Source organism: Spirosoma pollinicola, assembly GCF_002831565.1.
Classification (GTDB): domain Bacteria; phylum Bacteroidota; class Bacteroidia; order Cytophagales; family Spirosomataceae; genus Spirosoma; species Spirosoma pollinicola.
In genome coordinates, this window is record NZ_CP025096.1 from 7636648 (window position 1) to 7656483 (window position 19836).

The following is a 19836-nucleotide window of genomic DNA, read 5'->3' on the forward strand; positions in this document are numbered from 1 at the left end:
CAAAGAATAATGAATGAGCCTACAGTTCGCCTAGATTTTTCGCTAAAGCGAGATCGGCACCCTTACCCATTATAATCCGATATAATCCCGGGTATGATCCCGGTAGACGCTGTGGTAGTGAATCTGATCCCGGTAAACGACCCCCGTTTGACAGATAAACTCGATCCAGACACTGGGCCCATCGATCCGTACGTAATCCGTATTGGTGGTAAAGAAGGAACTGGCGTCGCCCGATTTTCCACTGGTATTGCTAGCGTAGGTCACATAGGTATTCGCTAATTCGTTGGCGTAAAGCGCTTTAAATGTAGCTGCGGTGGCATCATCCAAATCGTTCAGCCAGGGAGCCATGGCCGCGATGACATTGGCCTGGGCGGTGGCACTCAGCGTACTCACTTTAACGCCCAGTTTCGTCGTCGGAAAGGTGTTGGTCGTTGAACCCGGTACCATCGTGACATCCGAGAATGTAGACGAAATCTTCGCCGAAGCGAGCTCGGCCGTCGTAAACAAAGCCAGCATAGCGGCCATACCGGCTACTTCCTGGGCTAGTGGTGCATAGGTTACCCCACCCGACGTCCAGGATTTAGGTTCTATACCCTGGTGCGAAGGCGTTGTACTGACGACCGCACCGGCCTCATAAGTAACACTTTGGGCATAGTGGTGCCCGCCAAATTGTAGCATCCATTTGCCCGTTGAACTGGGCGTTCCCAAAAAAAGCAATGATGTAATTGCCGGATGAATAGCCCGATCCACCCGTGGTGGCAAGCACATCATCCGCGGCATCGATCTGGATAAATTCACTGTAGCCTTCATTGGCTACCGTGCCACTGGCGGCTTGAATGACCGCTTTAGCCGCGGCTAACTGCGTGGCACTAAGGGTGCTAAAGGCAAGACCATTTCGACACGACACCCCACAGGGAAGGTTCGACCATTTTTTGGCATTGGTCAGATTTAACGCCAGAACGACCGTAGCTTGCTGAGTGGTCGATAAGGTGGCCAAAAACGCATTTGCCAGGGCAACCACTTGAGCGGGTGTGGCTGTGGTTCCGGTCGTACTAACCGTAAAATCGCTGGTCGAGGCAACCGTATTGGTGCCAACGGTGACCACGAGCTTACCCGTTGTCGCCCCGGCGGGAACGGCTACGGTCAGTGATGTACCGGTGGCAGTAGAAACCGTAGCGGCAACGCCATTAAAGGTGACCGTATTGCTGGCTGGGGTGGTACTAAAATTAGTGCCGGTAATAACGACGGCGGTGCCGACGGCTCCACTGGTGGGGCTGAAGGTGGTAATCGTTGGGGAGGTGGTCGTACTGGTGGTGGTCACCGTAAAGCTGGTCGATGAGGTCGCCGTCTGCCCATCGACGGTTACGATTATGGTTCCGGTAGTTGCCCCAGTGGGAACGGTGACCGTCAAGGCAGTCGCCGTTGCCGCCGTAACGGTGGCCGCTACGCCATTAAATTTGACCGTATTACTGGCGGCCGTGGTACTGAAATTAGTGCCAATGATCGTGACCGTGGCACCAACAACCCCCGTAGTCGGCGAGAAACTGCTGATGGTCGGCGCAATGGTCGTAACCGAGTCATCCGTTTTTTTACAGGAGACCACCAGCAGTAGGAAGCAACCGACGAGCACAACTAAATTGTTGATTCTGTTTTTCATTCAATTCGATAGATTAACGCTTGTAAGATTTCGAATAAGAGTAGAAGTCTTGCGTAGCGCTATAGTTTGGTAGTTACCTGATTTACTTTTTTTAATCCTACGTTGGGACAACCCCTTGTGTTGCAATTAGGTCAGTGTTTGTGGTCAATTGGATCAATGGTGGGGTGAATGGACTCGAAACAGACCACTAAACGGTAAGCTCGGTTTGACGCGGGCAACACAAAATTGGTTTTGATCGGTAGTTTTCCCTGGCCTGCTTATTACCCATTCGGCGACTTACTGAAGCGCCGGAAGAAGGACTCCTCATATAGGCTGCTAATGGGGATTTCTTCTTCACCCATGCGAATGAGCTTATGGCGCACCGACTCCACTTTATGAAGGGCCACAATGTAGGACTTGTGCACCCGGATAAACTCCGCAGGCGATAGCTGCTCCAGCATCGCTTTCATGGTTAGCCGGACAACGATCGGTCGTTGTGAAACCAGATGAATTTTTAGATAGTTATCCAGCCCTTTAATAAAAAGAATATCCGCCACAGCCACTTTGACGATACTATACTCAACCCGTAAGAACAGGTAGGGAGCGTACTCGCTTTTAGAAGACTCTCCGACTGATGGGATAAGTAATCGGTGATAGTCGGCTGCTTTCTGGACGGCCTGGGAAAACCGCTCGAAGGAAAAGGGTTTTAGTAAATAATCCACCGCAGCTACCTCATAGCTTTCCACGGCATACGCACTATAGGCGGTCGTAAAGATGACGAGTGGCTTTTGGGATGGCGCCAACGAATCGATGGAGCGATAAAAATCAATGCCCGTCTGAGTGGGCATATTGATATCCGAAATAAGCAAATCAATGGAATGGGTCGCCAGGTAATCGCGGGCTTTGATGGTACGCGTAAACCGTTGACACAAGTCTATAGAATCAAGCTGATTACAAAACGCGTCAATAATCTCTAGGGCAGACTCTTCATTATCCAGGGCAATCGCACGCATCATGGCAACGTCAGGTTAAGGTGAATTAAAAAGTGGTCAGCAGCATCCGTGACACGCAGTTGGTGCTTATTCTCATAGAGTAGCCGAAGGCGCTCTTTGACATTCTGCAGGCCAATGCCAGTCGATAGTTCCCGTGAATTGTTGTGCACTTTTTTATTGAAGACGACTAATTCCAGGTGGTCCTGCTCAATCGTTAGACGAATGCGAATACTCGACTCCTCATCGGGATTGACCCCGTGCTTAAACGCATTCTCAATAAAGGTGAACAACACCAGCGGGGCAATCTGTTTTCCGGCCAATTCTCCCTGCACCACATACGTCACCTGAACGGTATCGCGCAGCCGGGCGCGTTGCAAATCCAGATAGTTTTGAATATAGCCTACTTCTTTGGTCAGGGAAACCTGGTGGTTGTGTGCCTCACTAATGATGTAGCGCATAAATTCGGCCAGCTTCACGATCGTCTCGGCGGTGCGGTCATCCTTGCGGATGGCCAGGGCATAAATGCTATTGAGCGTATTGAATAGAAAATGCGGGTGAATCTGCGCTTTCAGGTGGAGGAGCTCCGTTTGCAGTTTATCGTTTTCCATCCGTCGCAAGCGCCGATCAGCCTGTACGGCAAGCGAGGCAAGCGTGCTAACGACACCCAGCAAAAAGATAAGGCTGAATTTTATGGACAGTGGGGGAGACGCGAACCAGCCTGCTGATTCACCCGGTTCATGGTGTTTCTGCTCAGGCAGCCGGGAAGGATATGGCGACCGATCAGTTATAGGGGGCCCTTGCTGATCGAACGGGGGCGGAGGGCGATGGCTTCCCCCACGATTAGGTGGGAGTAGATTTTCGGCCCAAAAAATCTGCCGAATCCAACCCATCGTCGTTGGGTTAGCCGGGGGTTTAAGAAATACCCATTGTTCGACTCGCTGCGGGATTACCAAAACACCCAGTAGACAGACCAGCACCAGAAACGTGTATTTGCCATACCGACGGGAAAAATACCATCGGGGTATCAATACCGTATAATTCAGATACGCGAAGAGCAGTAGTAAAAAGTAGGTTAGCAGATTTTGAATCTCATGGTTGAACGGATCGGGTCGAGCCAGATCCGAATCAATACTCACCAGATAGAGCCCCGGCAAAACCAGCAGGGTTATCACCGCCAGTAGCGTCAGGGTGTTTGCTTTCATCCGCTTATTCATGGGTCGAAGTGGGTAAGCCAGTAAAATTACTCGCTCTTCTGTCAACCCAGTTCACCATGTGGTCAATGGCGTACATGTTGGGGTAAAGTTGACCGTGCGGGCTACGCAGAGAGGGAGCCTCAGTCTGTCATCAGGCTATGTACTGCCCCCATCAGATAGTGCTGCATACGAATCGTAAATTAGCTGATGGTGCGACGGGTAGTCTGGTTCTTGATGCCTGGCTGGGCAAAGGGCAGCCTGCTTCTGGTTGAGTAGGCCAGGTAATAAAGTAGGTGCTGTAGATTGAGGGGTAGTGGCATAGGTCGGTACGGGACTGTCAATGTTCGCAGATTTATTTCTATCTAACTAATTCATAGACAGGAATTTCGATCTGTTTAGTTCCTAATGGGCGATGTGGCGGTTCACGGTAAATAACTGCCTATCTTACGCTCTAGGGCCTACAAAAAAAGCATCGATAGGATGCTTTTTTTGTTTTGCATGACTCGTCATTCGTTTTTGCAAGATTACGGCTTAACAGCCTTTATTGAGGAACGCTGCCATTGGCTTTTAAAACCTTGTGAAAGAACAGCAGGTGATGGGGTAGTGAAGTCTGCCAGTAATCCCAGGTATGACCACCGGGTCGTTCGCTATACTCATGCTCCGTTTTGTTATACACCAGCCGACGATGAAGTTCCCGGTTGGGCTCGATCAAAAAGTCATCAACGCCACAATCAATGATGAGTTTGAGCCCATTCGCTTTCAGTTTATCCGTCATCTGTATGACTGAATAAGCCGCATAATTGGGCGTTGAGCCAGTAGCGCCTATAAGCCCTGTGAGGGTGCCATCAACCTGTTTCTTAAATTCGGGCGGCACAGTCCAGTTCACAGGATTCAGATCGATCGCACCGCTCATGCTGCCCGCTGCACAGTACAAGTCAGGATGGCGCGCGGCCAGATACATGGCCCCATGACCGCCCATGCTCAACCCCGTGATGACCCGGCCCTTACGGTCACGGATCGTACGGTAGGTGTTGTCAATTTTTTCGATAACCTCTTTAGCAATATACGTCTCGAATTGATTATCGGGCTTAAGGGGACTGTCCAGATAGAAGCCCCCCGGTTCACCCTCGGGCATGACCACAATGAGGTTGTATTGGTCAGCCAGCTTTTGAACCAGCCTTTTATCGGGTGTTTCCTTCAGCCAGTCGCTGAATTTGCCACTGCCCCCGTGGAGCAGATACAGAACCGGATAGACCGTCTTGCTTTGGGTTGTGGGTTGATAGGATTCAGGAAGCACCACGGCTGCCCGCAAATTTTTTTTCATGGCCGCACTCGGCACGTCGAGCGTATCAACTTTGGCACTGAAAGCCAGGAAGGGTAGCACTTGTAAGCCAAGGCAAGCTACCAGATAGTTTAATCGCATGGAATATAAATTGGTTAAATGAAAAAACGCTGGTGGACGATTGACCAGATTCCCCCATTGCTGTTTGACCACAACGACATGATCCGTTTGGCCCTCAGGACCCTTCGGCTGCAACTGAGTTATCAGCCCGTGGGCTATAATCTATTGCCCGAAAAGTTCACTATGAATGAATTGCGAGGCTTGTATGAAACAATTTTGGGCCGCAGCCTGGACCGAGGGAATTTCTATAAGCAGATGATGAACTACGAGCTACTGGAACAATTGGAGAAGCGCCCCACGATTCCCTCGAGTAAAGCGCCTTATCTGTACCGCTTCCACAAGGAGCGGTATGAGCAGCTCCTCCAACATGAGGATTTGGCGATTGGCTGGCCATCCAAGCGACCACGCCCCGATATACCTACGGATTGACAAGCTTGCTACGGTTTCTCATTGACCGGCTTAAGGGACATCAAAGGAGAACACCTCCAGGGAAATATCCCCGCCCTCGCCCGGTGGTCTGTTGCCGGGCGGTGGCCCAGGTGGCCTTCCATTCGAACCCGGTGGTGGTCCTGGTGGACCGGGTTGAGCACCATTGGGCGGAGGCCCACCCGGCCCCCCGCCAGCTCCCCCCGCCACATAGATTTGATGGTTAAAGACCGTCGCACCCACTCCATTGCGCGCTTTGGTCAAATCACCCGCCTGTATCCACTGGGTTGGGTTGGCCAAATCCAGGTAATAAGTCTCTTTTTGGGCCCCATTGGGCGAAGTGGCGGTAGCGCGTTCTCCCCCCATATACACCAGCTTGCCATCCAGATTCACCAGGTTGCCCCCGCCACTACCCATCGGTAGCTTAGCCGCTAAGGTTGACCAACGGCCGGTTTTAAAATCGTAACAGTCCACTTCCAGCACCGTTTTGCTCATGAAGGCCATAAAATTATCTGGCTCATGATAACTCGTGTTGCGTCCACCCACGGCATATAATTTATCGCCGGCGACAGCGGCCATCGAGTGATCCCGGATGTGGGGGGCATCGGGTAATTGTTTCCACTGACGGGTTACCGGGTCATACTCATCAAATTGGTTCGTTGTGCCACTCGAATGCCCATACTGAATGCCATTAACCAGATACAGCTTCCCCTTATAGGCGGCTGAGCCGCCACTGGCCCGGCGACGGTCAACGGGTATTTCGGCTCCTTTTTCCCACCGGTCAGTTTTTGGGTCGTAGCTATATACATTGGTCATGGGAAGCTGCGTGGGAAAATTGCCCTTCGCGAAAGCCCCAAGCAGGTAAATTTTGCCGTTCTCGCTGACGGGCTGAACGTGGTGAAACGCTAAAGAAGGGCTCGCTTTGGGTGTCCAGCTTAGGGTCGTAGGATCAAACTCTTCGACCCCAGCCAGTGGTCCATCTCCACCCAGCAGGTATAGCTTCCCATTTACGGTAGCCAGTCCACATTCACTACGTGCGGCCAGCTTGGTCTTAGTCTCAATGGGTTTCCAGTGCCCCACAAGCTGCCCCTGAGCGGGAATGACCGGAGTGAATACCAGCAGGAGCAAGCCGATGAACGAAGTGAATTTAAAGGTCATACGTGTAGGGGTGAAGTCGATTAACCCTCATTTTTCATCTCAGCTATCCCAATCGTATCGTAAGTCATTCGACCCAGATTTTGGCCTACGATTGATCAGACGATATAAAAAATAGCTTTTAGTTAATGTTTGTCCAAACGAAGGTAAATCAATCACAATCAGAAGTATAGTTTAGGCTGCGGTTTGTGGTGAAAGGGCAAAATGTAGGGGTGATTATCCTAAAATAATAGGACGTTTAAATGATCACCCGTTCGGTTGGGGAGGAATCGGTAAGACAAAAATCAACTGTTTATATCTTACCAAACGCCACTAGTGTTGGCCATTTTGCTCTACATCAAGGGGCGGGAACGGTTTACTCTGCTTAGCCAGCTTTGGCTTGACTGGCTAAACTACCGAAGTCGACTTAATCTTTTGTATTTTTATACAGCGATACTGTAGAGCAGATGATTTTTAACTACTCACCCTCCGACAAGCCGATAACGTTGGCAGCAATTAAAATGACTATGCGTGTAAACAGGATTGTAGCCGTATTAACGACCCGATTATTATTAGGATTTATATTTTTAATGCAAGGGTATGGCAAGGTCTTTACCTGGGGAATAGAAAAGTTGTACCATATGGACTTCTTCCAGGAGACCTATAAAAATATATTACCAGAATTCATCACCCGAGGAACAGCCTATTACACGTCTTATATTGAGTTAATTGGGGGTTTTTTGCTTGTTTTAGGTCTAAAGAAGAATTATGCTCTTTATGGGCTGGCCTCAGATCTTATTATAGTGACCTTTGGACACGGTTTAGCCACACCAATTTGGAACTTGTCCCATGTGATGTTTCGCGCTATTTTGTTAGTTTGCCTGCTTCTTCTCCCAGAAGAATGGGATAGATTTTCCCTTGACTATTATCTCCGTAGGCCCTCCACCCAATAAAACATGGTAGGGTACTAAACTGAACTATTGGCCAATCTCTTCGACTCCTCTAGATTTTGGTCCTTAGAAGGTTTCGTTGTTTGTCTGACGATTCGGCACTTTTTAGTGTTCAGAGTGATCTGATGAAACACTTAGAACGAATGTTGGCTACCCCCGAGTATAATCGAGGTTTTGCTGAACCAGGGAGAAGTCTATTGGCCAATCGGAGAGCAGCAAAACCAATGGGCTCCTTTAAAAGCAGTGTCACAACGTTTGCTGGTGCTGAGAACAATCGGAGGTTTTCGTGGACGATTTTGTCTCCAGTTAAACTTAAGTCTAACTATTCATTAATAGCACCTTATCCGTTCAATAAATAACACTATTTGCCATTTAATTGAACGGGAATGGCTTGACCCGTCCAGAAATCGAATGATTATGCGGGGCTCATTGAATACTCCGTACAAATCAAACTGCTTAATAGTAAATCGACAACGAAAATAATGATTAGGTATCTTTCTGTATCGTCATAGGACTGGGGGCCAGTAATCCCGTCAGGAATGCAGCGGCTGTAGTAAATACGGTAACCATTATTTGAACCCTTGCTTCATCGGGAGTTTTCTCAGGTGTAAATAAGCTAATAGACAACGCTATAAATGAACCAACAATCAGAATTACAAATGCCCAAATCACTACCATCCAAATTCGGTCTCGTATTTGGCCAGAAGGTGGAGCCAGAGCGATGTTTTGCGCAACTGTTTTTCTATCATCAACAGACAGACCTTTAATGCTTTTGGTTAATATATCAACCTTTGCACCATCCTTTGTGGCATTGAGAGATGAGGTTGTTAAATGGTTTTGGTCGTCGGAATCTAATTTTTGGGGTAGTTTACTTAAGAGATCAGTTCGTTCGACTGTGCTTAATCCGCTAACTTGCTCAATGAGTTGATCAGACGCTTTCATAGAAATTAAGATTTAGTGGTTTGTTAGAAGATAACTAATGGGCGCTATTGGTAATAGATGGTCAGACTTTTTTATCCCGCCAGAACCTCTCTATTTCTCCCCATCTCCTACAACTTTTCGTAGATATACTCTAAGCGTTTTGGATAGTAGTTAAAAACGCATTTACTAGCTCGCCAATGCTTAGATAATCGCTTGCACAATCTGGTGAAGCTAATGACATTGTATAGGGAGTAGGCTGACGGCTGAACATTTTGGGGAAAATATCTTACTCAATTCGATTTCCTTCTCAGATACTTGATTGTATCCGTCCCGCTCTTTTCAAAGGCAATTTCCCATTGTACACTGTCGGCAGCTGTGTTGGGATTTACACCTTGCGAAGTTTGATTATAGGCTTGCAGCATGCCAAGAAATAATCCACCTTTAGGTCTAACTTTTATACTGCGCATTGTTACAATGAAATCTTCACCATCAGATCCAAATGTGATGGTACAGTTGCGGTCGGCTTGAAGCCCGTTATATTTAGCCTCTCCTGAAGAATGGACATAATTCCACGTACCCGATATTTCGGAAGATTGTCCATGCCTTCGTCCGGAAAATACCTCCTGACCATCGCTCAGAATCGACACGTTTGACTCATTGTCATTAATGTGATCCTCTTCAATCTGAAGTCGCCGCTTGATATTACCTATAATCTGACCCTCACTTTCAATAAAATAGGTACCTGATAAATCTTTAAATCGATTACCGGCATCCTGGCAAATCGCCTGATTAGCGAAGCATAGAAGTGTGAGAAATATCCAGCCCAAATAATGGGTGGACCGGCTAAACTTATAAACGCCCTGCTGGCCATTTAATAAATCTGTCGTCGAGGCATTTTTAGGTGTACTGGCGTGTAAAGCTTTCATTATCTTGATTAGTAAAGTGTGGAAAAAATAGAACGTTATAATAAGCAATGGCAAGTAAGATATTAGGGGATAACAGGTTTTTAGTGTACAATACTATTTACATCACAAATCTGCTGGGCAATCGGGTATCTCATCTGCTGGCGGCAGTCCGCAATTCCCGCCTTTGAGGGTGCACCGGCTGTAAGTCGCCAGCTTTCGATAAGCAGCAGCCGTAGCAGGACATTTGGTCAGGCGAGCCAGTTCCTCTAATTCATTTATCGCTTTCTCCGCTTGGCGTGTAGTCCATTTTAAAACCTCCTCAGGGTTAGAACTGTCTATTTTGCTGATATCATCATCTTCAGCTTTTTCATTATTATCATGCTGAAATTGCTGACGTGCCGGACCGGGGCCTGCGGTTGATGCAATCATGGTCAGGTTGCCGTAGGTCTTTGCGTTTCCATAAGGGATTCCTTTTGGTTTATTAGATAGCGGTGGTAATGGCACACGTTTTTCATTGCCGCAGTTCAAGCACTGCATATCGTTGCCATAAGGAATGCCGCGAGGTTGGGAGCCAGCTGGTTTACCATTATAATTATTTCCAGAATTATTTGGTGGTCGATACGTGTAGTTACCCCCCGAATTAACCGGAGGAGAACCACCAGATGGTGGCTGGGTATTATTAGGTGGTATATTCGTAACATCCTTGAATTGAAACGAAGCCAAATTCCAATCGGGTGCAGGTAGCCTAATACCGGCTGGTACTAATACATTGTAAGATCCCCGTTCGGTTGAATTGTTGGGCCAGTTCGATTTCGGATCGAATGTAACGCCACCCGGAAAAGGGGCTCTACAGGGCGAATAATCCAATCCGTTCGAGTAAAAGATATGATCGACGCTACAGTATCCCTTAATGTCAATGGTGTGACTACTACGGTTTTCCAGAAAAGCCGTCACTTCATACTGATCGAATTTTTGGTCTCCGCATTGAATGGTATTGACGTACTTCTCCTGATACGAAAGCGAAATTCCATTTTGCTGTACCAGTACCTGAGCGTTTGTCCGTAGGTTACATGCTAATAGGACAGGCAGGACAATTGTAGAAATTGCTCTATTCATAAGTAAAGAAAAATCTTTGGTGTAGATCGTAATTATTAGATTAGTACAATTGCCACCGTTCCATTGTGTACACAATGGCCTGCGAATCATTTGTACTGTTGGCGGCTACGAAATAGTAGGTGCCAGTCGGCAATTTGATTTCGTATAGACCGGGGGCGGCACCGGTTCCATCGGTATAATCCGAGAATGTTGTGAACTGGCGTCCGTTTTTATAGTTATCCAGTTGATTTTCCGGGATGATATATGTATCGAAGCCAGTATTACATCCATCAAAAAAGTAACGAAACCCAGTCTGTATAGTAAAAGGCTGCCAGAGTTTACCGCCTTTGTTCAGAGCCTTCAAATCATTAATGTAGTAATCGTTAAACTGACACCGATCAGAAGCTGGCAGTGAAATAGTAAAGTCCAGTTCAAGCGATACAATGTTACCCGCCGTGGAGGTATTGCGGATTCCTATGTAATACTTACCAGCCCCAAGAGTAGCGCTCTTCGTACCGTACTGATTATCGAACAGGGCAAATGCCCGAAAAGAATTGTTCGTTTTAAAGTTGTTCAATTCACTCTCACCAATAATTGCCGTCTGAGCTTTATACTGACTGGCCGCTCTGAAAACAAAGTTTGTTGTCTGACTCAGTGTAAATTCCTGAACAGTCCATTCTCCATTCTTAGAATACGTTTTGCGGAGGTCAATAAAATGCGTATCCGGATTGGTTGTCGTTCGCTGTGTTGTGGAGGGCGTAGACGGTGTTGAAGGAGTTGATGGTGTAGAGGGCGTAGAAGGCGTTTTATTTTGCGGTGCAGGATCAGGATCAGTGGTGCATAATCCTGCTATGAACGTTAGTGAACACACAGACAAAGAAATTGTCAGGTAGCGCCGAATTAAATGGTGTTTCATAAATTATTGTCGATGTGGAGTTTACAATGCGTTATCGAAACAGGATTACCGCTCTTTCCCATAATTAGCGGAATATTGGGTTATGACCGCTTAGAGAAATACGAGCCTATAAAAGTGGAGTTAGTTATTTACGATCTTTCTTCAGAAATTAACGGTCGTACCAAGTCGAGTTAATAGAGGGATATTGGCCTCCTCGATTGCGACATTCGGCCATTGCGCGTTCTTTGGCATCTTCCAGATTACTATATCCAACAGCTGCTCCAACAATCTGTCGGCCATCAGAACCACGACCAATAGCTACAGCCCCATACCCTTTTCCATTAGTGCTCACAATAAGTTGTGGATAACGGCCACCCTCATTAATACATTTGTTATAAGCGCAAGTCGTTACATTGGAGTAGCCATAACAACTCCCCCAGGCTCCGTTTTCAGAACATACATATACGGCCGCCTGCCCTTTAACCTGCCATGAGGCAGCAACAAGTAATGAAGAGAAGACTATTTTTTTCATGAGTTTATTTGTTTAAGGTGTGGATAGAAGATCCCATTTCGTAAAGAAGTAAGATCGATACAAAATTCAGGAGGAATCACAGGCTCTTCAATCGCCTAAATCAGGTAGTTTGTCTACCTGATTGCAGGTATTTTATGGGGACAATACAAATTGCTGATATCAACTGGATGGTGATTATAGGTTTTTTGATGGAGTAGGCGTCAGTCTGGAATTAATATTAATTCTCTACCTTTCTACGAACCCGTTACACTCATCGAACAGTACGTATTGACAGCAATGAAAGGAGGTAAGACAGATCGTGATTAACAGGATGTTTATATAGAAGAGGTTGACTGAAACCCATTGAGGTATGGAGTCAGCCCTTTATGGTCATTGAAGGTGCGCAGTTGGCAAATAACTTCTGAGGCAGGATCATACCAAATTTCAGCATAAAAACGCCAAAGCTTAAATACTATAAATGTCTGTTCCAGTATCTCTACATGAATTAGATACTGACCATTTTTCCACAATATTTCTATCTTTTCGTCTTCATCCAGTTGATCATATTCTTCAATAGTCATATTACGAGAGTAGATTTATCCTAAGTATCGTTTTATTATCAATTAAATACTTGCATAGTGGATTAACGAGCCCAAACTAAGGAGATTTTGTAAAACGGATAAATACTGTCTACAAGGTATTTTATCTAAATAGCAGATAACGGAATTTTGTGGTGGTGCGTTTTTAGAGCATTGATAAGTGCATCTATTGAATGTGATTAGGTAAGCTTTTTCATTATTAATACTTATATTGAAAAATTATCAGGCTGAAGTAGTTGATAAAATATGTTGTTAATTTTTTGATTATTCATAAATTTCAATAAAATCTTAAAATCAGTCTGGCGGTAATTGAAAACTATTAGTTACCTCCTTTAGAAGCGGAAAATAATTAAAATAACAAAGGCAGCACGCTTAATAAAGAAATCGTTAATAAAATAAAGTCAAACGTTCACATTAACTAATCAAACCATGTCTAAACTAAAACCAGTAGATCAAAACGGAAATGAGTTTCACCAAATAGGATTTAATGCTTATTGGGAAAAGGTTGGTGATTTTATTCAAATTCATAGTTGCCGGATGACAGGAACAACCACCGACAACAAGCAAAAGATAAAAGATTTAGCTGATAAAAATCCAAAAGAAATACCACCTATAAATCTTCAAAATGATGAGATACTTAACCTATACTTAAAAGATATCGAACTATATGAAAACGGATCAAAAGAGATCACTGTTAGTGGGCAGTGTGTATATTTTGTATACCATAAAAAAGATACAGATGGAGGTATTAATGATCAAACTAAACTTGGAATTTTACCAAGTGTTCCTTTTTTTTATAAAAAAGCAGGAAGTCAAGAATTCAGTTATAATTTTTTTAGCAACCTTACGAATATAGTGTTTGACGAAGGCCCTTTCGCAAATTCGTCGTCTCCATCATCTAGTCATAATACATTTCATCAAAAAATTCGCATATTTCCTTCTCAGAAATAATGATGTTTCTGCTTAACACTTATCACCTATCTCATTATTTAATTGGCCTATCTCATCATTTACTTGGCCAAAACGGTGTTGGCGTTATTCCAACGACAATGCGTAATATTAACAGTGATCCATATATGATTTTTAGTGCCGAGTGGCCAGACGGAAAAAAATGGTTTATTAAGCAACCGCTGCAGTTTCGGATTAATGAACGGGTTAGCATTGTAAATGAAGCTAATGTAACTAATCAGATAAATCAAATAGCTTTAATACGTTGCTATGCACCTGGATATATCTACTCTGATCCTGTTAATAAAATCCTGATAACAGACTATTTTCCAGATAGTATCAATTTGTCTCAGAAGAGCAGTATCCCTCTTTCCCAACTTCTAACAAGCAGTAATCTAGTAGAAAAAACTGCAAAAATAATAGCGAGCTTTCACGTTCATTTAACCAAAGCAGCAAAAGTCTCGGTTAATGATTCTCATTTTTATTTTTTTAAACCTCCTTTTCTAGTTGATAACATTGCCTTTTTAAATCCTTTTCTAAAAAATGAGCATATTTCGTTCATTAAACGAAAATGGCTAGCTTCATTAATTTTACAATCTCAAGTTAGCGATACTCTTCTTGAACTAAATCAATCCTGGAGACCTGATTTTATTATTCACGGTGATGCTACATTTGATAATATTTTAGTCCATTTGAACGGCAAATCCATAGAGAAAATAAAACTATGTGATTGGGAGTTTGCTGGGTGGGGAGATGTTGATTGGGATGCTGCCGGCTTTTTTCAGGGTTTGTTACAGGCTTATATGGATATGCGTATTAATCATGCTATATTGTTAGAGGCCGGTAGAAGATATTACAACACTTATATAAGCATAAATCAATTCATTAAATTTGATTCTTTTGACAATTGGTTCGTCAAGATTTTGAGGCTCTCTGCTGTCAACTTCTTAGAAAGACTATTAGGTAGCAGTATGAAAATAATTACGAATACTGATCAAAGCAGAAGATTAGATGACAGAGTAGAATTTCTGCTTACCCGCGTCCTAACAAACCCACATCTTCTTAAATCATTTTGACAAAATGACTAATGATAAAATTATTTGTGAACTGCTGAAGCATGTACGTTATTATAATGGCATTTTACAAGTATTAACTGCTTCAGGAAGCTGGGTTGCACTCGCCGATTGGAGCACTCAAGGGGCACGATTTTCTACTTATCGTTTAAATTCTATAAATTACACCGAGCAAATAAATCAACTCAGTAGATATTTTTATTGCAATTTTTACGTAAATGGGCGATTCGTTATAAATCAAGCTCCAAAGCCCACCCTTTTATCGAATCTATCTCTTACTGATTCAAAATTAAGTAATAGGCCTAAAGTAAATAATGAAGCCATTCTTCAGGCTCAACTAGATGACGGTACAGTAATTATAGAACAGGATACTACTCGATTTACTACAAAGGCAGGGGATTACGTATATATAGCAGGCTCTAAACCAGAAATGGTCAAAATTTTCAATGGGCTTCCTAATCCCCAAATAGATATTCTTGTAAGAACTAAGGAATGTGCGGGAGGTGAAGAATTCAAGGATACTTTTTATTGGTCATATAGCGTCCAGCCTGGCTATGATAGCGAAAATCAACATATCCGTTTTTATATACATCCTTACCCCGACCAAGCTCCGGCAGTAACTCACACACTAATCACTTATCTGGATTCCTACAAAATACCATTTCGGGTAAAATATTTTAATCCAGTTTTGGAGACTAACCGTTGCGACCGCATTGTTCTTTATGTACCTCAACGCCAATTTGTAATTGCGAGCTGGGTAATTATACACACTTATACTATTCATAAGGGTCACTTGCAGGATCATTTGCCTTTATTTGTTAAACGATTGCTCCCGGGGATAGGTTTTGCAGAAGATCCATTTTCAGCTTTTTCTGATGAAAGCTTTGGTGAAAGTCGTTGTACCTGGATTGCAGATGCTGTAGTTCAATGGGTCAGTAGCCTACCCACAGGGTCTTCAGCTCAACCTCCTCCTAAAAAGTTGATTAACGATATATTGAAAAACCAGAAAATCAATAATTTAGAAACAATGTTTCTAAATCCCGGTTCTTTTTATCCATATGATTTTGAGTTATTTCAATCTAATGTTTCTATAATATTAAAACACAAAAAAGTATCCTTTTGGCTTCAGGGAGCTATTGATATCGCCAATTTTCTATGTAGGGAAGCAGTTTGGATAAAATATGATCAATGTACTTATCGATGTACTTGGATTGGGGCTGGACCAGATGATGATGAAGTGCCAATATATAAACCTCTAGAAAAGGATTGGGAAAGAGGTATTCTTGGGCCGGTATTATTTCTTTATATCTTGATGAAATATATTGATGACCCTCTTTATAACTATATAATAGAACATACCGATGTGCCCAATTTAAAAGATGTATTATCTAAAGCAGAACCATCTATTCGTCCAGATTTGCTGAGGGTTTATGATTATCAAAAGAATTTTTCGTTTTTATTTATTTTTTATAAAGTAAAAATATTTTTTGCTAACTGTATTTTAACAAAGGATAAAGAATTTTGTCAGGACAAATTATTAACCGAAGGAGGAGTAACAGCAGATAGTAGAACTAAGGGACCAGACTACAAAATTTATTGTTGTCTTCTCTCAATTTTAGTTGAAAATGCTCAGAAACCTCACTGGCGGCCAAAGGAATTCTATCAAAAATTAAAAGAAATTCATATAAAATCACGTGAGTTTCTCACAAATGAATGGGGATGGGGTGACTTTTTCCCGGGTATGAATGGCCTTACGTTGGTTGGATTCAGCTATTTACTGGCTTATGATCCACTGCTTCCACCGATTCCGACGGGGAATTTGAGTAAGGAATGTAAATAATAATTATAGTCCCCTCGTTTTCGATGGAACGTATGTTATAGCGCCCGCCAATTGCTTCTAAGCGACTCTGAATGTTTTTTAGACCCATACTTCCTTTTTTCGCGTCGGAAGTCATACCAACGCCATTATCACTAACACTCATGATTATCTCTTGCTCAGTTCGATTTAGCAATAAATAAGCTTCTGAAGCCTGCGCGTGTTTTAGAATATTTGTACATAATTCCAGCGCGATGCTATAGAGTTCAAATTTTTGTTGGGTAGTTAGATAAGGGCTGACCTGTTGTGTATCAACATTAAGATGCAGGCGTTTCGATTTATTTATTGGAGTCGCAAGTTCTTGGAGAGCAACCTCTAGCCCCTCTTTTTCCAAGACCTCTGGCATCATATGGTGTGCTAATAATCTAACTTCTCCATAGGCGCGGGAAATCATATTATATAAATCATCATAATTCTGATCCAGCTGACTGTTCATATCCTTGTCAAGTAATAGTGACTCCATATACCATTGAATAGCAGTGAGCGTTCCCCCTAAATTGTCATGCAACTCTGAAGCAATGCGCTTTCGTTCAAGGGTTTGCCCCTTTAGTAACGCTTCCTTTATCTCACGGTTTGTTCGTACTAACTCATCATTGGCATATTGTAATTCAGCTGTTCGTTGTTCAACCCGAAGTTCGAGTGAGTTATTAATTTGGGTAATTTCATTTTTTTGTAATTCTATCTCTTGTCGTCGTTTCCGTAGCAGGTAATTGAAAAAGAAAAGTATGCCTACCAAGATACCAAAGAGCATCAAGCCTACCCATAAAAGCTGGTTATTTCTTTGTTCTGTCTGAAGCTCAATTCTTCGTTTTTCACTTTCATATCCCACTTTAATTCCCTCAAGACGCTGTCGCTGCTCTTGAGAAAGAATACTGTCGCGCCAGGAACGATACTGACGCTCATAAAAAAAAGCTCGTTTCCAATCTTTTTTAGCTTGATAAGCATCTGAAAGTGTCTGACCTACCAGCGAACGCGAGTAGTGACTTCGAGCACGGAACATAATCTGGTTAGCCTTTAACCCGTACTGTAAACCCAGGTCTACTTTACCTAACTTGAGGTATAGCTGACCAAGTCTTGCGTAGATTTCGGTACTGTCTTCGCTTGTAAAATATTTGCCAAATTGGAATAGCTCTTTATACGTTTTCAGAGAGACTTCTAATTGATTTAATTCCTGATAGGTAGCTGCCGTATTAAATAAAAACCAACTCTGCCGGACTGAATCAACCGGTTGGTTCTCTCGCAGGCATTGTTGATAATACGGAAGTGCTTTGTCGTAGTTTTTAGTCTGAAAATAAACGTTCCCAATGTCATTGATGGATGATAAATAAAGGTTGCGATCCACACTTCTAGCCAATTTGATCGCCATATGGTGGGCTTCAAGGCTTTTTGTAGTATCGCCTGCTTGGCTATAAGCAACGCCTAGTGACTGATAACTGAAAACCTGATATCGGAGGTCATTGACTTGTTCTGAAAGGTGCAGACCCTGTTGGAAATAATAAGCGGCTTCAGCAAACCCTCCTTTATATCGATAATGTAGTCCCATTCCTTGGTATCCTTCCAATTGACCAGCTACCCAATTACGTTTTTCAGCTAGGTCGATAGCCTGCTGCCAGTAGTTGCGAGCTTGTTCCCAATTTTTGGTATTCTGGGTCAGCTTAACTAACAGGCGAAAGCGAGTGGTATCGTGCGAAAAATCTGAACGTAAACGCTCCACATGAGCCAATTCACGTCTCAGGCTATCAATCACTTTCTGAGCTTTTAGCGTTAACCCAGACAGCAACAATGCTAGCAGCAAACCAATACGTATCTGCATGAATTTCAAGTGGATATATCACAAAAATACACGCATAATATATAAGTAACGCGATCAATCTGAAAAAGCCGGGAGTTGCTTTGATAGTTATTCTGCTACTAGGTACTATCAAGACTAATATTGTATCTGTCTACATTTTTCAAAAGCTAAGATAGTAGGCCACACTATGAAGTGTAGCGGCAAATCGTATGAACCTGGCGCATATCCAAAACTTCACCCCGAACGAAATATAATTCATTAATAGATGCAATGGGCAACGGTTTATCTTGTTCCTGACTATAGATTCAGAGGGCGGTCAGGAATTAGATAATCATAATTTATTGCAGGATTTTCTTTATTTACGAGTGTAAACTTGTCGATCATTCGTAGCAATTTCAGAATGTGTTGGTTCAGCTAATCGCTATTCCGTTTCTCAGGGCATAGCGCATAAGCCCGAGTGCGCTACTAACGTTCAGTTTGCGAAACAAATTACGCCGGTGGGTTTCGACAGTAAGAGGACTAATGAAAAGTTGCTCTGCAATTTGCTGATTAGTTAAATCCTGAATAATCAGAACCAGTATTTCGCGTTCACGATGAGTTAGAGTCTCGATCTGATTGGTCTCTAAATGACCTGTCGTTGATTTCTCGTTGGGAAGTTGAGCTAATTGACGTGTGATAGCAACACTGAAATAGGTCTGTCCTTCAGCAACTGCACGAATAGCCCGTTCAACTTCGACCCGATTCGACTTCTTCAGTAAATACCCATCTACACCTATCTGAATTGCTTCCCGAATCTGGGCTGCTTCTTCCACCATTGTCAGTAGAATAACACGTACTTTCGGATGGTGTTGTCGAATTTCACTAACAAGACCTAAGCCATTAAGAACAGGCATATTTAAGTCAGCAAGGACAATGTCTACTTCATATTGCTCCAGAAATTGTAAGGCCTGCTTCCCGTCACTTACAGTCCCAACAATGGCAACCTGTTCAATTTGACTTAATAGAAGCGCCAAGCTTTCCAGTAGCAAATCATGATCATCGGCAAGCAATACCCTTATCATTTCCATAATCAGAAGATTTATAGATAATTTTTACTTGTTCAGGGTCGCAAATTGGCTGGAAGTATAAGCTATTTGAACCTAACTAGCAATTAGTTAAAAGTAAAAACAATACGTGCTTGTCAGACCTCATTTATTAATTTTCATTCCTTTAACTGAACGTGCAGCCTCACAAATTTCTGGCTAATCTTACTGGTGAGAAATACTGTCAGGACAGTATAATTAACTGTATTTATCTACCCTGAGGGAGGTAGAAACTGATGTGGTATCATCTGGCAGAGCACCGTTCGTGATAGCATAAGGGACAAAAAAAGAATCAATATCGTCTAATTAATGATCAAAATTCAGCCTCTTAGGTTACTGATAATTACCAGGAAGAGATTCGCCAGTAACGAACGATAGTTGAAGGCCACAGCTATGATTCGTTACT

The 19836-nt window shown here is 43.4% G+C and carries 19 protein-coding genes; 5 read left to right on the forward strand and 14 right to left on the reverse strand.

Annotated elements, in window-relative coordinates:
- Positions 1 to 69 precede the first annotated feature (69 nt).
- The 5 genes from CWM47_RS38450 to CWM47_RS32270 all read right to left on the reverse strand — a co-directional run bounded on the left by CWM47_RS38450 (position 70) and on the right by CWM47_RS32270 (position 5244).
- The gene (locus tag CWM47_RS38450) at positions 70 to 678 is read right to left on the reverse strand and encodes a DUF3500 domain-containing protein (RefSeq protein ID WP_157816117.1); all 609 of its coding nucleotides are present in this window, start codon (positions 676 to 678) and stop codon (positions 70 to 72) included.
- A complete protein-coding gene (locus CWM47_RS38455; protein WP_157816118.1) occupies positions 632 to 1657 on the reverse strand; it encodes an IPT/TIG domain-containing protein in 1026 nt (341 codons plus the stop codon). The genes CWM47_RS38450 and CWM47_RS38455 overlap by 47 nt, the downstream gene beginning before the upstream one ends.
- 260 nt (positions 1658 to 1917) lie before the next feature.
- Positions 1918 to 2652, reverse strand: coding sequence for a LytR/AlgR family response regulator transcription factor (locus CWM47_RS32260; RefSeq protein WP_100992659.1), 735 nt, complete (start codon positions 2650 to 2652; stop codon positions 1918 to 1920).
- Positions 2649 to 3842 carry a sensor histidine kinase gene (locus tag CWM47_RS32265; protein WP_100992660.1) on the reverse strand — a complete coding sequence of 398 codons (1194 nt, stop codon included), beginning with the start codon at positions 3840 to 3842 and terminating at the stop codon, positions 2649 to 2651. The genes CWM47_RS32260 and CWM47_RS32265 overlap by 4 nt, the downstream gene beginning before the upstream one ends.
- A gap of 520 nt (positions 3843 to 4362) precedes the next feature.
- Positions 4363 to 5244 (reverse strand): alpha/beta hydrolase, encoded by an 882-nt coding sequence (locus tag CWM47_RS32270; RefSeq protein ID WP_100992661.1) that lies wholly within the window; start codon positions 5242 to 5244, stop codon positions 4363 to 4365.
- A gap of 18 nt (positions 5245 to 5262) precedes the next feature.
- Here CWM47_RS32270 and CWM47_RS32275 point away from each other — a divergent pair, with 18 nt between their 5' ends.
- Complete coding sequence (locus tag CWM47_RS32275) at positions 5263 to 5652, forward strand: NUDIX hydrolase (protein WP_100992662.1); 390 nt, start codon at positions 5263 to 5265, stop codon at positions 5650 to 5652.
- A 30-nt stretch (positions 5653 to 5682) separates the two neighbouring features.
- Here CWM47_RS32275 and CWM47_RS32280 read toward each other — a convergent pair whose 3' ends face one another.
- Positions 5683 to 6807 carry a Kelch repeat-containing protein gene (locus CWM47_RS32280; protein WP_100992663.1) on the reverse strand — a complete coding sequence of 375 codons (1125 nt, stop codon included), beginning with the start codon at positions 6805 to 6807 and terminating at the stop codon, positions 5683 to 5685.
- Positions 6808 to 7289: 482 nt separating this feature from the next.
- Between CWM47_RS32280 and CWM47_RS32285 the strand changes: the two genes are divergently transcribed.
- Positions 7290 to 7736, forward strand: coding sequence for a DoxX family protein (locus CWM47_RS32285; RefSeq protein ID WP_157816119.1), 447 nt, complete (start codon positions 7290 to 7292; stop codon positions 7734 to 7736).
- A 483-nt stretch (positions 7737 to 8219) separates the two neighbouring features.
- On the opposite strand, the gene CWM47_RS32290 is transcribed toward CWM47_RS32285, so the two are convergent.
- From CWM47_RS32290 to CWM47_RS32315, 6 genes are all read right to left on the reverse strand, one after another.
- The gene (locus tag CWM47_RS32290; protein ID WP_100992665.1) at positions 8220 to 8675 is read right to left on the reverse strand and encodes a hypothetical protein; all 456 of its coding nucleotides are present in this window, start codon (positions 8673 to 8675) and stop codon (positions 8220 to 8222) included.
- 269 nt (positions 8676 to 8944) lie between these two features.
- A complete protein-coding gene (locus CWM47_RS32295; RefSeq protein WP_100992666.1) occupies positions 8945 to 9580 on the reverse strand; it encodes a hypothetical protein in 636 nt (211 codons plus the stop codon).
- A 102-nt stretch (positions 9581 to 9682) separates the two neighbouring features.
- Entirely contained in the window at positions 9683 to 10675 is a 993-nt protein-coding gene (locus CWM47_RS32300) for a hypothetical protein (protein ID WP_100992667.1), read from the reverse strand.
- A 40-nt stretch (positions 10676 to 10715) separates the two neighbouring features.
- Positions 10716 to 11570: a hypothetical protein gene (locus tag CWM47_RS32305; protein WP_100992668.1), complete on the reverse strand. Its 855-nt coding sequence runs from the start codon at positions 11568 to 11570 to the stop codon at positions 10716 to 10718.
- Positions 11571 to 11718: 148 nt separating this feature from the next.
- Complete coding sequence (locus CWM47_RS32310; protein ID WP_100992669.1) at positions 11719 to 12081, reverse strand: hypothetical protein; 363 nt, start codon at positions 12079 to 12081, stop codon at positions 11719 to 11721.
- A 314-nt stretch (positions 12082 to 12395) separates the two neighbouring features.
- Positions 12396 to 12641, reverse strand: a complete 246-nt coding sequence (locus CWM47_RS32315) for a hypothetical protein (protein WP_100992670.1) — start codon at positions 12639 to 12641, stop codon at positions 12396 to 12398.
- A gap of 447 nt (positions 12642 to 13088) precedes the next feature.
- On the opposite strand from CWM47_RS32315, the gene CWM47_RS32320 reads away from it, so the two are divergent.
- The 3 genes from CWM47_RS32320 to CWM47_RS32330 are packed head-to-tail and all read left to right on the forward strand — an operon-like array spanning position 13089 to position 16520.
- Entirely contained in the window at positions 13089 to 13610 is a 522-nt protein-coding gene (locus CWM47_RS32320) for a hypothetical protein (RefSeq protein WP_100992671.1), read from the forward strand.
- Positions 13610 to 14683, forward strand: coding sequence for a phosphotransferase family protein (locus CWM47_RS32325; protein ID WP_100992672.1), 1074 nt, complete (start codon positions 13610 to 13612; stop codon positions 14681 to 14683). The genes CWM47_RS32320 and CWM47_RS32325 overlap by 1 nt, the downstream gene beginning before the upstream one ends.
- A gap of 4 nt (positions 14684 to 14687) precedes the next feature.
- Positions 14688 to 16520, forward strand: coding sequence for a T3SS effector HopA1 family protein (locus CWM47_RS32330; protein WP_100992673.1), 1833 nt, complete (start codon positions 14688 to 14690; stop codon positions 16518 to 16520).
- On the opposite strand, the gene CWM47_RS32335 is transcribed toward CWM47_RS32330, so the two are convergent.
- Positions 16447 to 18369: a tetratricopeptide repeat-containing sensor histidine kinase gene (locus CWM47_RS32335; protein ID WP_100992674.1), complete on the reverse strand. Its 1923-nt coding sequence runs from the start codon at positions 18367 to 18369 to the stop codon at positions 16447 to 16449. The genes CWM47_RS32330 and CWM47_RS32335 overlap by 74 nt on opposite strands.
- A gap of 389 nt (positions 18370 to 18758) precedes the next feature.
- Positions 18759 to 19415 carry a response regulator gene (locus tag CWM47_RS32340; RefSeq protein ID WP_100992675.1) on the reverse strand — a complete coding sequence of 219 codons (657 nt, stop codon included), beginning with the start codon at positions 19413 to 19415 and terminating at the stop codon, positions 18759 to 18761.
- Positions 19416 to 19836: the final 421 nt, after the last annotated feature.

Bases quoted from the DNA above. Each gene is read 5' to 3' on its own strand.
- CWM47_RS38450 (WP_157816117.1), bottom strand. From the start codon at position 678: ATGCTACAATTTGGCGGGCACCACTATGCCCAAAGTGTTACTTATGAG.
- CWM47_RS38455 (WP_157816118.1), bottom strand. From the start codon at position 1,657: ATGAAAAACAGAATCAACAATTTAGTTGTGCTCGTCGGTTGCTTCCTA.
- CWM47_RS32260 (WP_100992659.1), bottom strand. From the start codon at position 2,652: ATGATGCGTGCGATTGCCCTGGATAATGAAGAGTCTGCCCTAGAGATT.
- CWM47_RS32265 (WP_100992660.1), bottom strand. From the start codon at position 3,842: ATGAATAAGCGGATGAAAGCAAACACCCTGACGCTACTGGCGGTGATA.
- CWM47_RS32270 (WP_100992661.1), bottom strand. From the start codon at position 5,244: ATGCGATTAAACTATCTGGTAGCTTGCCTTGGCTTACAAGTGCTACCC.
- CWM47_RS32275 (WP_100992662.1), top strand. From the start codon at position 5,263: ATGAAAAAACGCTGGTGGACGATTGACCAGATTCCCCCATTGCTGTTT.
- CWM47_RS32280 (WP_100992663.1), bottom strand. From the start codon at position 6,807: ATGACCTTTAAATTCACTTCGTTCATCGGCTTGCTCCTGCTGGTATTC.
- CWM47_RS32290 (WP_100992665.1), bottom strand. From the start codon at position 8,675: ATGAAAGCGTCTGATCAACTCATTGAGCAAGTTAGCGGATTAAGCACA.
- CWM47_RS32295 (WP_100992666.1), bottom strand. From the start codon at position 9,580: ATGAAAGCTTTACACGCCAGTACACCTAAAAATGCCTCGACGACAGAT.
- CWM47_RS32300 (WP_100992667.1), bottom strand. From the start codon at position 10,675: ATGAATAGAGCAATTTCTACAATTGTCCTGCCTGTCCTATTAGCATGT.
- CWM47_RS32305 (WP_100992668.1), bottom strand. From the start codon at position 11,570: ATGAAACACCATTTAATTCGGCGCTACCTGACAATTTCTTTGTCTGTG.
- CWM47_RS32310 (WP_100992669.1), bottom strand. From the start codon at position 12,081: ATGAAAAAAATAGTCTTCTCTTCATTACTTGTTGCTGCCTCATGGCAG.
- CWM47_RS32315 (WP_100992670.1), bottom strand. From the start codon at position 12,641: ATGACTATTGAAGAATATGATCAACTGGATGAAGACGAAAAGATAGAA.
- CWM47_RS32320 (WP_100992671.1), top strand. From the start codon at position 13,089: ATGTCTAAACTAAAACCAGTAGATCAAAACGGAAATGAGTTTCACCAA.
- CWM47_RS32325 (WP_100992672.1), top strand. From the start codon at position 13,610: ATGATGTTTCTGCTTAACACTTATCACCTATCTCATTATTTAATTGGC.
- CWM47_RS32330 (WP_100992673.1), top strand. From the start codon at position 14,688: ATGACTAATGATAAAATTATTTGTGAACTGCTGAAGCATGTACGTTAT.
- CWM47_RS32335 (WP_100992674.1), bottom strand. From the start codon at position 18,369: ATGCAGATACGTATTGGTTTGCTGCTAGCATTGTTGCTGTCTGGGTTA.
- CWM47_RS32340 (WP_100992675.1), bottom strand. From the start codon at position 19,415: ATGGAAATGATAAGGGTATTGCTTGCCGATGATCATGATTTGCTACTG.